Below are 12,017 nucleotides of genomic sequence, written 5' to 3'. Positions count from 1 at the left end.
GTCTGCTGGGACCTCTCGCACGATGGCGTATGACGGAAAGGCTGGCGGGGGTGGACGCGCGCGGGGTCAGGCGTCCAGGAAGCGCACGTCGCGGGCGTTGCGCTGGATGAACGAGCGGCGGGACTCGACGTCCTCGCCCATCAGCACGGAGAAGATCTCGTCGGCCGCGGCCGCGTCGTCCAGCGTGACCTGCAGAAGGACCCGGTGGTCGGGGTCCATGGTGGTCTCCCACAGCTCCTGGTAGTTCATCTCGCCCAGGCCCTTGTACCGCTGGATGGGCGCGTCCTTGGGCAGCCGACCGCCCGTGGCCTGACCGGCGGCGACCATCTCGTCGCGCTGGCGGTCGGAGAAGGCGAACTCGTGCTCCCGGTTGGTCCACTTGATGCGGTAGAGCGGGGGCTGGGCGAGGTAGACGTAGCCGGCCTCGATCAGCGGACGCATGAACCGGAAGAGCAGCGTCAGGAGCAGCGTGCGGATGTGCATGCCGTCGACGTCGGCGTCCGCCATGATCACGATCTTGTGGTAGCGCGCCCGGGTGATGTCGAAGTCCTCGCCGACGCCCGTGCCGAAGCCGGAGATCAGCGCCTGGACCTCCTGGTTGGCGAGGACCTTGTCGATGCGGGCCTTCTCGACGTTGAGGATCTTGCCGCGGATCGGCAGGATCGCCTGGGTCATCGGGTTGCGGCCCTGGGTGGCGGAGCCGCCGGCCGAGTCGCCCTCGACGATGTAGACCTCGGACACCGAGGGGTCCTTGGACTGGCAGTCCTTGAGCTTGCCGGGCAGGCCGCCGGACTCCATCAGGCCCTTGCGGCGGGTGGCCTCGCGCGCCTTGCGCGCGGCGATGCGGGCCGCGGACGCCTGGACGGCCTTGCGGACGATCTCCTTGCCCTCGCCGGGGTGCCGCTCCAGCCAGTCGCCGAGCCGGTCGGTCATCGCACCCTGCACGAAGCCCTTGACCTCGGAGTTGCCGAGCTTGGTCTTGGTCTGGCCCTCGAACTGCGGCTCGCCGAGCTTGACCGAGACCACCGCGGTCAGGCCCTCGCGGATGTCGTCGCCGGTGAGGTTGTCGTCCTTCTCCTTGAGCAGTCCCTGCTTGCGGGCGAAGTCGTTGACCAGGCGGGTCAGGGCCGCGCGGAAGCCCTCCTCGTGGGTGCCGCCCTCGTGGGTGTTGATGTTGTTGGCATAGGTGTGGACCGACTCGGAGTAGGCCGTGGTCCACTGCATGGCGACCTCGACGGCGAGGGCCTTGGCGGGGTCCTCGAGCTCGAAGTCGATGATCTCGTCGTTGACGACCTCGGCCCGCTTGGACTTGTTGAGGTGCTGGACGTAGTCCACCAGGCCGTTGTCGTAGCGGTAGGTCACCGTGCGGCCCTTGGCCTTGCCCGTGGCGTCGGTGGCGACCTCCTCGGTCGCGCCCTCGGCCGGCTCGGCGGTGTCGCCCTCGGCGGTGGTCGCCCCGGCCTCCTGCGCCTCCAGGTCCCCCTCGGCAACGGCGACGGCCTGCTCGCGCTCGTCGGTCAGGCAGATGGTCAGCCCCTTGTTGAGGAACGCCGTCTGCTGGAAGCGCGCCCGGATCGTCTCGTAGTCGTAGACCGTGGACTCGAAGATCTCCGGCGACGCCCAGAAGGTGATGGTCGTGCCGGTGCGATCCGACTCCTCCTCCTTCGCGAGGGGGGCGACGGCCACGCCGTGGTCGAACTCCATCCGGAAGGCGTGACCGAGCTGGTAGACCTCGGCGAGCAGGCGGGTCGACAGCGCGTTGACGACCGAGGAGCCCACCCCGTGCAGGCCACCGGAGACCTTGTAGCCACCGCCGCCGAACTTGCCGCCCGCGTGCAGCTGGGTGAGCACCAGCTCCACGGTGCTCATCTGGTACTGCTCGTTCATGCCGGTCGGGATGCCACGACCGTCGTCGCTGACCCGGACCCCGCCGTCGGCCAGCAGCGTCACGTCGATCCGGGTGGCGTAGCCCGCCAGGGCCTCGTCCACGGCGTTGTCCACGATCTCCCACACCAGGTGGTGCAGTCCGCGCTCGCCGGTGGACCCGATGTACATCCCAGGCCGCTTGCGCACGGCCTCCAGGCCCTCCAGGACCTGGATCGAGCTGGCGTCGTAGTCACCCTCGACGGCCGGGGCCTTGCGCTCGAGCTCCTGCGCGAGCTGCTCGACCGCCTCCGGGCCGGTGGGTCGCTCGTCGTCCGCCACGGTGCTCCTCACATCTGTCCTCACGTATGCCGACCCGCTCCGCGGGCGACGACCACCACCCGCCCGGGCTGCCGGGCACCGCGGGGGTGGACGCGCACCGTGAGTAGGGCCGCTCCTGGCCACCGACGTGGCAGCCGTCCGCCAGTCTATCGGTCCGTGCGGACAAATCACGCCCGCCAGGGCCCCTGCAGGCGGTGTCGGCGAAAAAACAGGTCGGGTCTCGTGTCCCCCCACGACCCAGGGCCGTCCAGGGCCGTGCGCAGCCCGTCCGTTGGGCCACCCGTCGACCGGCAGCCAGACCGGGTGTGCGCCGAACTCGCCAGTAACTCCCACGGAGCGTGACGCGAACTCCACAGATGGCCCCGCCTACCTGGTCCGCGCCGCGAAGTCGGCCGCTCCCGGGCCCCGGGCGCCCCACCGGAGCACCGGCGCGGCGCCCGGGGCCCGGCGGACGGGCCAGGTGCCCGCCCGCCGAGTCAGGAGCCCTCGGCTCAGTCGGCGTCGATCACCGAGAAGGTCGCCACGCCGTGGGCGATCGGCTTGTCGTCCTCGACGCGCACCACGTCGGCCTCGAGCATGATCAGCGAGCCGCCCTCCTTGCGGACCTCCGCGCTCGCGAGCAGCTCCTCCCCGACCTTGGCGCCGTTGAGATAGGTGACGGTGAGGGAGACGGTCACCGCGGACCTGTCGTCGGGCAGGTGGTCGCGCGCCGCCTCGCCCATCACCGAGTCGAGCATGGTGGCCAGCAGCCCGCCGTGGACGCCGCCGTTGACGTTGGCATGCGCCTCGGTCGGGGTGATGCGCAGGCCGGCGTCGTTGCCCGGCCGGTCGGTCTCGTGGGGATTGCCGGCGGTCACGCCGAGGGTGTCCAGGAAGTTCGCCATACCGTCTCCTTGCCCTGACCCGGGCCGCCTGAGACCTGCCGCCACCTAGGATGGGTGTCATGTCCGCGACCACGACCGCCCCCTCCGAGCGCCGGGCCAGGCGCTCGGCCCGCACCATGGCCGGCTTCCTCACCGGCATGGGCGTCCTCCACTTCGTCAAGCCCGAGCCCTTCGACTCGCTCATCCCAGGGTGGGTGCCGGGCAGCGCCCGGTTCTGGACCTATGCCTCCGGCGTCGCCGAGCTCGCGACCGCGGCGCTGCTCGCAGTTCCGCGCACCCGGCGCACCGGCGGGGCCGTGGCGTCGGCGCTGTTCGTGGCGGTCTTCCCCGGCAACGTGGAGATGGCCCGGCAGTGGCGTGACCGTCCCGCTCACCTGCAGGCGATCTCCCTCGGTCGCCTCCCCCTCCAGGCCCTGCTGGTGGCGCAGGCGGAGGACATCCGGCGGAACGGCTGACCCGGGCGGCCGCACCGGTCCACCGCCGGCAGGCCAGGCGGGCAGGATGCCGGCATGCAGCCAGTGGAACGTGGGCAGGTCGTGACGCTGTCTTCCGATGCCCTTCGTGAGTGGACCGTCGCGCAGGTCACGCTGGCTGGTCGGGCGGAGGGGTTCGCGAGCATCCCCGAGCTCGACTGGTCAGGTCCTGAGCCGTCCGACCTGGCTGACGTGGGTGAGCTGCGGCCTCTGCTGCTGACTCATCATGGGTATCAGGACCGGCCCGAGTACTCTCACTACCTGACCGACCTCGGGCTTCCGCGCGGGGCTCGCGTCATCGGTCGGCATCGGGTGCTCCCGGTCGGGGCCTCCCCGTCGATGCGGTGGGCGTGGCCGGTCGGTGACGACCTGGCTCTGCAGCGGCTGTGGGACTCCGGCGCCCGTGAGCAGGAGATGCCTGGCTCGATCCGCCTGACCGGGCCTGAGATCGCCGAGCGCATGTCCACGGGCGTCTCGGACACCGAGGTGTGGGAGGTCTACCTGGAGGAGGTGCGAGAGCTGGACGTCTCCGCGCTGGTGCAGGCCTTTCCCGCGGTGTCGAGGCTCTCCATCGCGGGTGACCGCGCCCGGCTGGAGAACGCCTCCGAGCTGAACCGGCTGCACCGACTCAGGCTGCTGTGGATGCGTGATGTCTTCGGGCTGACCGCGCAGGACGTGATCCACCCGTCGCAGCTGGAGCACCTGGCCTTCCTGCTGCTCCACAGCATCCCGAAGGAGTACGCCATGGCCATGCGGGCGCAGTGGCGCAGGACGAGAGCCCAGGGCGTGTCCGTCTCGGTGACCGCGGCGCGCAGCGAGGAGTGGGTCGAGCGGACCCTCGAGGACCGGCGCCCCTGAGCGAGCCATCCGCCTGAGCGAGCCGTCCAGGAGATGCCGGCCCGCGCCGCCCACGGGAGTCACGACGGGCCGACAGGCGAGGGGGCGTCGCCCGGCAGACCGCATCACGCCCCCGCTGCGGGTGCGGCTCGACTAGCGTGGCGGTCATGCGCCTGCTGCCCGTCGTCACCGCCACCTGCGTCGCCCTGGCGGCCTGCTCGTCCGCAGGAGGCGACTCCTCGGCCTCCGGCTCCGGGGTCGGCACCACGGCCGGCGCGAGCGGTGGGCCGAGCGGGGCGGGCGCGAGCTCAGGTAACCCCACCGGGGCTCCGAGCGCTCTCACCACCCGCAGCGCCGCTCCCTCGGTGGCCGTCAGGCCGGTCGCCCTCCCGGCCAGGCACCGGTGGATGCCGCTCCCCGCGCTGCACACCCGCCTCGCCCTGCCCACGACCTGGAAGGTCCTCGACCTCACCACCCTGCGCGAGCAGCGCGGCACCCCGGCCTTCGCGAAGACCGCGGCGTCGCTGGGGTACACCGAGCAGGAGCTCGCGGACTTCGCGGCGTCGGGCGCCGTCGCCATGGCCGTGGGGCCGGACGCGGGCGACACCGCACCCAACCTGCTCGTGCGGTCCGTCGCCGGGGAGTCCTTCGCCGACGGCGACCACCTCACCGCCGCCGCCCGCGGCGCCACCGGGGTGCTCGACGACCAGTCGGAGCCCGCGTGCCCGGCGGGACCGTGCGTCCGCGGGGACTTCCACGCGCCGCTGGACGACGGGACGACCGCCCAGATCTCCCAGCTGGCCGTGACCGTGGACGGTCAGCAGGACCTGATCACCGTGGCCGCCGCCGACGCGGCCACGCGCGACGCCGTCATGGACACCGTCGCCGCGACGTACACGCCCATCCCCTGACGGGCGACCGGCCCGAGAGGCCCGTCCGTCCGTCGAGGGCAGCCGTTCGGCACGGCGTCCGGTCATCCATAGGTGTCCCGCGGCCCGCGCCCGTCCGTCGACCGACGTCGCCCTCTGCTCCAGCGGGGCGCGCCGGGCCCGACGACCCGCAGCTGCTCCACCACGCCCTCGCCGACCTCGGCCGTGAGCCGACCCAGGATGGTGGAGGTCATGAGCCGCAGCTGCGTGGCCCACGCCGTCGACGAGGCGCGCACCGTGAGGATCCCGTCGTCGAAGGTGAGCGGCTCGCTGTGCTCGGCCACCTCCGACCCGACGACCTGAGGCCACCGCCCGATCACCGACCCGACCTTGACCTCGGACTGCCAGCCTCGGCCGGCGACCAGGTGGGCCAGGGTGTCCCCGAGCAGCAGCGGATCGCGGCCGGCGGCGTCGACGCCGGTCCCGCTCAGCAAGATCTCGGCGGGTCGGCGCCTGCGCCGGGGGCGCGATCCCGGGCGCAACCCCTTTGCCCTGGCGACCGAACGGGCCCGTTGCAACGCGGCTGCGGCCGCGGTCTCGGCGGCGTCCGGGGCGAGCCGCGGGTCCGGGTCCTCGAAGGTCTGGTCCGTCAGCTCGGCCACCAGCTCGCCGGACGGGTCGTCCAGCAGGTCGTCGGTGAGGAGGTCGTCGGGCGTCCCCTCCTGGTCGGCGACGCGCAGGTCGTCGGGACGCCCCGTCATACCGCCGTCACCTCTCCCCGTTTCACGTGAAACCGCGCCCCCTCGACCAGCTCGGGGGGCACGTCGTCGCCGACCGCCGCGGTGATGAGGACCTGCTCGCAGTTCGCGATCATCCCGGCCAGCCGGCTGCGGCGCCCCGCGTCCAGCTCGGCGAAGACGTCGTCCAGGACGAGCACCGGGTCGTCCCCGAGGTCGTGTCGCAGGAGCTGGAAGCTGGCCAGCCGCAGCCCGAGGGCGAAGGACCACGACTCGCCGTGCGAGGCATAACCCTTGGCCGGGAGCTCGCCGAGCTGGAGCAGCAGGTCGTCGCGATGTGGGCCGACCAGCGTCACCCCCCGCTCGATCTCCTGCTCCCGCACCCGCAGGAGCGAGTCGGTCAGCAGGTCGGCCAGCTCGACGGGCTCGGGCACCTCGCCGGCGGCGATCCGGGCCGCGATCTCCTCGTGCAGCGACGAGCGATAGGTGACCCGCGCGTCCGACTGACCGGCGCTCACCTCGTCGTAGGCCTGCGACAGGTAGGGCCCCAGGTCCCGGACGAGCCGCAGCCGGGCGTACAGCAGGCTGGCCCCCACCTGGGCCAGGTGCTGGTCCCACACGTCCAGGGTGTGCAGCGCCCCCGCACGGGCGTCCTCGACCGGCTCCTGCCCCTGACCGTATGCCGACCGGCGGCGACCCCCACCCTTGCGCAGGACGGGTGCGGCCGACCGGAGCAGGGCGTTGCGCTGCCGCACGACCTTGTCGTAGTCGCCGCGCACCCCGGCCCAGCGTGGCTGCCGCTGCACCAGGAGGTCGTCCAGGAAGCGTCGCCGCTCGGAGGGATCGCCCTTGACCAGGGCGAGGTCCTCGGGTGCGAAGAGCACCGAGCGCACGGTGCCGAGCACCTCACGGGTCCGCGGGACCGGGGTGCGGTTGAGCTTGGCGCGGTTGGCCCGGCCCGGCGTGATCTCGAGCTCCACGAGGCTCTCGCGGCCGTCGCGGACCACCACGCCGCGCACGACCGCCTGCTCGGCGCCGTGACGCACGAGCGGCGCGTCCTGCGCGACGCGGTGGGACGACAGGGTGGCGAGGTAGCCGACGGCTTCGACCAGGTTGGTCTTGCCCTGGCCGTTCAGACCCTCGAGGGTCGTGACACCGGGCGCGAGCGGAAGCTCCGCGGCGTGGTAGCTGCGGAAGTCGCCGATCGACAGGTGTCGCAGGTGCACCTCAGTGCTGCTGCAGGTCCCCGGTGCCGGAGGAGCGGCTGGCCTGCTCCTGGGCCGAGCCCTTGGCGCCGGTGTCGTCCTGCTTCTCCTGGGCACCCTGGTGCACGTCCGACAGCGGCGTGCCCTCGAGCATCTTCACCGCATGGCCTCCGAACTGGCCGCGCAGGGCGGCGACCGCCTGCATCGCGGGGGAGTTCTCCTGGCGCGACTGGAACCGGGCGAAGAGCGAGGCCGCGAGCACGGGCATGGGGACCGCGAGCTCGATGGCCTCCTCCAGGGTCCAGCGGCCCTCGCCGGAGTCGGTGGTGAACTCCGAGATCCCCGCGAGGTCGGGCGTCTCCTCCAGCGCCTTGACCATCAGGTCCAGCAGCCAGGAGCGGACGACGGTGCCCCGGGTCCAGGCCTTGAAGCAGCCGTGGACGTCCTCGACGATGTCCTTGGCGTGGAGCAGCTCGAAGCCCTCGGCGTAGGCGTGCATCAGGCCGTACTCGATGCCGTTGTGGACCATCTTGGCGTAGTGGCCCGCGCCGACCTTGCCCGCGTGGACGAAGCCCTCGTCGCGCGGCCCCTCGGGGCGCAGCGCGTCGAAGATCGGCATCGCGCGCTCGACGAGCGTCTCGTCACCGCCGACCATGAGGCCATAGCCGTTCTCCTTGCCCCAGATGCCGCCGGAGACGCCGCAGTCGAGGTAGCCGATGCCTTTGCCGGCCAGGTGCTCGGCGTTGACGGCGTCGTCGGTGAACTTGGAGTTGCCGCCGTCGATGACCAGGTCGCCCTCGACCAGCAGGCCGGACAGCTTCTCTATCGTCTCCCGGGTGGGATCCCCGGCGGGCACCATGATCCACACCGTGCGGGGGGCCTGAAGACGTCCGACGAGGTCCTCGAGGGAGGTCGCGTCGCTGATCTCCGGGTTGAAGTCGTAGCCGATGACCTCGTGGCCGGCGGCGCGCAGGCGATCGCGCATGTTGCCGCCCATCTTGCCGAGGCCGATGAGTCCGAGCTGCATGGGAGGACCTTTCGTGGGAGCAGGGTGCGATGGGGGCTTACCCACCGCACCTCGAGGCTAGGCGAGGTATGCCGGTCCGGCTGCGGCCGACCGGGGCGCCGCGCCCGCGGACGGGTCCGGAGGGTCGGCCGGGGGCCGCCGGGGTGGCTGGTCGTCAGGCGGGGAAGCGCACGGGCATCAGCACGTAGCGGTAGCTCAGGTCCGGCTCGGCGTCGGCCTCGGCCTGGCCCACCAGGACGGCCGGTCGGCTGGCCTGGGTGAACTGCAGGCGGCAGTGCCCGGTGCCGACGGCGCCCAGCCCGTCGAGCAGGAAGTGGGGGTTGAACCCGATCTCGATCTCCGGCCCCGTGAGCGAGCACTCGACCGCCTCGCTGGCCTGGGCGTCGTCGCCCGCACCCGCCTCGATCGACAGCTGGCCCTCGGTGAACCGCAGCCGCACCGGGGTGTTGCGCTCGGCGACCAGGGCCACCCGCTTGACGGCCTCGACGAGGGCGGCGGTCTCGACCACGGCCTCGCTGTCCACCGAGGAGGGGAAGATCGAGGTGACCTTGGGGTACTCGCCGTCCAGCAGGCGGGTCGTGGTGCGCCGGGTGCCGGCCTGGAAGCCGACCAGGCCCTCACCGCCCGCGGCGTCGCCGAGCGCGATCTCGACCGAGCCGGAGGCCCCGAGCGACTTGGCGGTGTCGGACAGCAGCCGGGCCGGGATCAGCGCCACGTGGGCGGCGTCGGGGGCGCTGGGGGACCAGGTGAGCTCGCGCATGGCCAGCCGATACCGGTCGGTCGCCAGGAGCGTCATGGTGTCGCCCTGGATCTCCACCCGGACCCCGGTGAGGATCGGCAGGGTGTCGCCCCGGTCGGCGGCCACCGCGACCTGGGTGACCGCCTGGGTGAACGTGGTGCCGTCGATGGAGCCGCTCGGCTGCGGGCTGCTGGGCAGCGTGGGGTACTCGCTCACCGGCATCTGCAGCAGCGTGAACCTGCTGGACCCGCACGTGAGCTGGACCCTGGAGCCGTCGGTGGCCAGCTCGGCCGGCCGAGCCGGCAGGTTGCGGCAGATGTCGTTCAGCAGCCGGCCGTTGACCAGCGCCGAGCCTGCCTCGGTCACCTCGGCCGCGATGCTCAGGCGCGCAGAGATCTCGTAGTCGAAGGCCGACAGGGTGACGGTGTCGTCGTCGTGGGCCTCCACGAGCACGCCGGCCAGGACAGGTGTCGGGGGGCGGTTGGGCAGCGCTCGGGCGACCCAGGTGACGGCCTCGGTGAGCACCTCGCGCTCGAGTCGGAACTTCACCCTGTCACTCCTCGGTCGTTCGGGCCCCGCGGGCGGAAGACGGCAGCACGGGCCTTGCTGGTCCGCGTCGGTCGGTCGTCCTCGGGGCTGTGGGTGGCGCCAGGCGTGGCCTGTGCCTGGGACGACAGTAGTGCACCGGGCCGACCGTCGTCGGCTCACGCGCGGGTGTGCCGAGGAGCTGTCCCTGTGCGTGGTGGGAGGCACCGGGGCGGTGCGGCGGACGTGGGACGGGCGTGGACGGTCGCACTCATCCCCAGACGTACGTGGGGCGGATCGATGCAGAGAACCAGGGTTAGTCGTCATCATCGGGCCTGTGGGAACTGTGGATAACCGATATCCGCGCACGTCACCGCGGGAGGCGCCCTGTGCATGACTTGTGGGCACAGCGGTGGACACGCTGCGCGACCTGTGGACAGCGGTTTTTCATCCACAGGTCGTCCACCGTTCTTGTCCGGTTGTCCACAGCTGTGTGGGGGTTATGCCCCGGTTGTCCACCGTGGGCGGTGGACAACCGAGGGGGTGCCCGTCCGGGTCCGATCAGGTGCGCAACGAGGTGTCACTCTATGTCGCCATACGCCTAATTCATGCTCCGCCCGGGCGATGTTCATGACGCGCGGTAGTGGTGAGGACGTCGCAGGGTTCAGCCACAGGCCTGTGGAAAAACCTGTGGAAACACCGATCCCCGGACTGGGGACCAGTCCGGGGATCGGCGAAGGGGCGCGCTGCGCGCGGGTCAGCCCGGGGTCGACTTGATCCGCGTGGTGAGCTCGGTGACCTGGTTGTAGATCGCCCGCCGTTCGCTGAGCTGTTCACGGATCTTGCGGTCGGCGTGCATCACGGTCGTGTGGTCGCGTCCGCCGAACTGCTGGCCGATCTTCGGCAGCGACAGGTCCGTGAGCTCGCGGCAGAGGTACATCGCGATCTGGCGGGCGGTGACCAGCACCCGCGAGCGGGAGGTCCCGCACAGGTCCTCCACGGTGAGGCCGAAGTACGACGCCGTCTGCGCCATGATCGTCGCCGGGGTGATCTGGTTGGTCTGCTCGGCGGGGATCAGGTCCTTGAGCACGATCTCGGCCAGGGTCATGTCCACGGCCTGGTGGTTGAGGCTGGCGAAGGCCGTCACCCGGATCAGGGCGCCCTCGAGCTCGCGGATGTTGGTGGAGATCCGGCTGGCGATGAACTCCAGGACGTCGTCCGGGGCCGTCATCCGCTCCTGCACGGCCTTCTTGCGCAGGATGGCGATGCGCGTCTCCAGGTCCGGGGGCTGGACGTCGGTGAGCAGACCCCACTCGAACCGGCTGCGCATGCGCTCCTCGAAGCCGCTCAGCAGCTTGGGCGCCACGTCCGAGGTGATGACCACCTGCTTGTTGGCGTTGTGCAGCGTGTTGAACGTGTGGAAGAACTCCTCCTGCGTCTGCACCTTGCCCTGCAGGAACTGGATGTCGTCGATGAGCAGGAAGTCGACGTCGCGGTAGCGCCGCTGGAACTCGCCGGCCTTGTTGGACCCGATGGAGTTGATGAAGTCGTTCGTGAACTCCTCGGAGTTGACGTACTTCACCCGCACGTTGCGGTACATCTGCTGGGCGTAGTGCCCGATGGCGTGCAGCAGGTGCGTCTTGCCCAGACCGGAGCCGCCGTAGATGAACAGCGGGTTGTAGGCCTTGGCCGGCGCCTCTGCCACGGCGATGGCGGCGGCGTGGGCGAAGCGGTTGCTCGAGCCGATCACGAAGGTGTCGAAGGTGTACTTCGGGTTGAGCTTGGCGTCCCCGCCGTCCTCCGCGACGAACGGCTTGCGGAAGATGTCCCGGATCCCCACCCCCTCGGCCATCAGCTCGCGCTCGTCGTCGCGGTCGTCGTCGAGCCCGTGACCTCCCCGGACCGGGACCCCCTCGGACACCAGCTGCAGCTCCACCGGGTCGGCGTGGAAGCGGTCGGAGTAGGCCTCGCGGAAGCCGTCACCCCCGGACCGCACCGCCCGCTCGTCGCGCGCCAGCCGCAACCGGTCCGGCTCGCCGTGCGGGCCTCCAGGACCGCCGTCGGAGAGCCGGTCGGTGGAGGTCAGGACGGTGGGGTGCTCACCGGCCGGGCGCTGGGCGTCGTCGTCGCGGTCCTCCGCCTCGCCGAGCTCCAGCGAGCTGTCGATGGTCACCGCCAGCCGCACGTCGCGACCGAGCTGCTCCTGCAGGGCGGAGACCAGCTCGGCCCGGATGTCGCGCTCCACCAGGCCACGGGTGTAGTCGTTGGGCACCGCGATCAGCGCCGTCCCCTCGAGCAGGCCCACCAGTCGGCTGAGGCGCAGGAAGCCGCGGTGCTTGGCGGAGATCCCGTGGGACTCGAGGGTGCGCAAGGTGTCTCGCCATACGCGAGGGACGTCGACCTGGGCGTCGCTCACGGTGCCTCGTTTCGCTGCTGCTGGTGCACGGGTCCCCGGTGCGCGGGGTGTGGACAACCGGCCGGCCGGCCCACCCGGACCACGGCGAAGCCGCAGGTAG

10 protein-coding genes are annotated in these 12,017 nt (G+C 71.6%); 3 read left to right on the top strand and 7 right to left on the bottom strand.

From position 1 onward, the window contains the following. Nucleotides 1-66 precede the first annotated feature (66 nt). Together gyrB and ACK2IS_RS00415 are read right to left on the bottom strand one after the other, a co-directional pair. The gene (gyrB, locus tag ACK2IS_RS00420; RefSeq protein ID WP_409485690.1) at nucleotides 67-2,100 is read right to left on the bottom strand and encodes a DNA topoisomerase (ATP-hydrolyzing) subunit B; all 2,034 of its coding nucleotides are present in this window, start codon (nucleotides 2,098-2,100) and stop codon (nucleotides 67-69) included. 596 nt (nucleotides 2,101-2,696) lie between these two features. Continuing rightward, complete coding sequence (locus tag ACK2IS_RS00415; RefSeq protein ID WP_409484199.1) at nucleotides 2,697-3,089, bottom strand: PaaI family thioesterase; 393 nt, start codon at nucleotides 3,087-3,089, stop codon at nucleotides 2,697-2,699. A gap of 59 nt (nucleotides 3,090-3,148) precedes the next feature. Between ACK2IS_RS00415 and ACK2IS_RS00410 the strand changes: the two genes are divergently transcribed. The 3 genes from ACK2IS_RS00410 (at nucleotide 3,149) to ACK2IS_RS00400 (ending at nucleotide 5,310) form a co-directional block, all read left to right on the top strand. Continuing rightward, on the top strand, nucleotides 3,149-3,544 hold the full coding sequence (locus tag ACK2IS_RS00410) for a hypothetical protein (RefSeq protein WP_409484198.1): 396 nt from the start codon (nucleotides 3,149-3,151) through the stop codon (nucleotides 3,542-3,544). An 81-nt stretch (nucleotides 3,545-3,625) separates the two neighbouring features. Further along, on the top strand, nucleotides 3,626-4,420 hold the full coding sequence (locus tag ACK2IS_RS00405; protein WP_409484197.1) for a hypothetical protein: 795 nt from the start codon (nucleotides 3,626-3,628) through the stop codon (nucleotides 4,418-4,420). 146 nt (nucleotides 4,421-4,566) lie between these two features. After that, nucleotides 4,567-5,310, top strand: coding sequence for a hypothetical protein (locus tag ACK2IS_RS00400; RefSeq protein ID WP_409484196.1), 744 nt, complete (start codon nucleotides 4,567-4,569; stop codon nucleotides 5,308-5,310). Between the two features lie 62 nt (nucleotides 5,311-5,372). Here the strand turns inward: ACK2IS_RS00400 and ACK2IS_RS00395 are convergent, their stop codons facing one another. From ACK2IS_RS00395 to dnaA, 5 genes are all read right to left on the bottom strand, one after another. Then, nucleotides 5,373-6,029, bottom strand: coding sequence for a DUF721 domain-containing protein (locus tag ACK2IS_RS00395; RefSeq protein ID WP_409484195.1), 657 nt, complete (start codon nucleotides 6,027-6,029; stop codon nucleotides 5,373-5,375). Further along, nucleotides 6,026-7,231, bottom strand: a complete 1,206-nt coding sequence (gene recF, locus ACK2IS_RS00390) for a DNA replication/repair protein RecF (protein ID WP_409484194.1) — start codon at nucleotides 7,229-7,231, stop codon at nucleotides 6,026-6,028. The genes ACK2IS_RS00395 and recF overlap by 4 nt, the downstream gene beginning before the upstream one ends. Before the next feature lies 1 nt (nucleotide 7,232). Further along, on the bottom strand, nucleotides 7,233-8,237 hold the full coding sequence (gene gnd, locus ACK2IS_RS00385) for a phosphogluconate dehydrogenase (NAD(+)-dependent, decarboxylating) (RefSeq protein ID WP_409484193.1): 1,005 nt from the start codon (nucleotides 8,235-8,237) through the stop codon (nucleotides 7,233-7,235). 154 nt (nucleotides 8,238-8,391) lie between these two features. Next, nucleotides 8,392-9,525 carry a DNA polymerase III subunit beta gene (gene dnaN, locus ACK2IS_RS00380; protein WP_409484192.1) on the bottom strand — a complete coding sequence of 378 codons (1,134 nt, stop codon included), beginning with the start codon at nucleotides 9,523-9,525 and terminating at the stop codon, nucleotides 8,392-8,394. Between the two features lie 733 nt (nucleotides 9,526-10,258). Then, complete coding sequence (gene dnaA / locus ACK2IS_RS00375; protein ID WP_409484191.1) at nucleotides 10,259-11,917, bottom strand: chromosomal replication initiator protein DnaA; 1,659 nt, start codon at nucleotides 11,915-11,917, stop codon at nucleotides 10,259-10,261. Nucleotides 11,918-12,017: the final 100 nt, after the last annotated feature.

It is taken from the genome of Arsenicicoccus dermatophilus (genome assembly GCF_046267915.1).
In the GTDB taxonomy this organism is placed as follows: Bacteria; Actinomycetota; Actinomycetes; order Actinomycetales; family Dermatophilaceae; genus Arsenicicoccus; species Arsenicicoccus dermatophilus_A.
Note: the sequence above shows the minus strand (reverse complement) of the source record. Positions and strands in the feature narration are given on the sequence as shown.

Bases quoted from the DNA above. Each gene is read 5' to 3' on its own strand.
- ACK2IS_RS00410 (WP_409484198.1), top strand. From the start codon at position 3,149: ATGTCCGCGACCACGACCGCCCCCTCCGAGCGCCGGGCCAGGCGCTCG.
- gnd (WP_409484193.1), bottom strand. From the start codon at position 8,237: ATGCAGCTCGGACTCATCGGCCTCGGCAAGATGGGCGGCAACATGCGC.
- ACK2IS_RS00395 (WP_409484195.1), bottom strand. From the start codon at position 6,029: ATGACGGGGCGTCCCGACGACCTGCGCGTCGCCGACCAGGAGGGGACG.
- ACK2IS_RS00400 (WP_409484196.1), top strand. From the start codon at position 4,567: ATGCGCCTGCTGCCCGTCGTCACCGCCACCTGCGTCGCCCTGGCGGCC.
- ACK2IS_RS00415 (WP_409484199.1), bottom strand. From the start codon at position 3,089: ATGGCGAACTTCCTGGACACCCTCGGCGTGACCGCCGGCAATCCCCAC.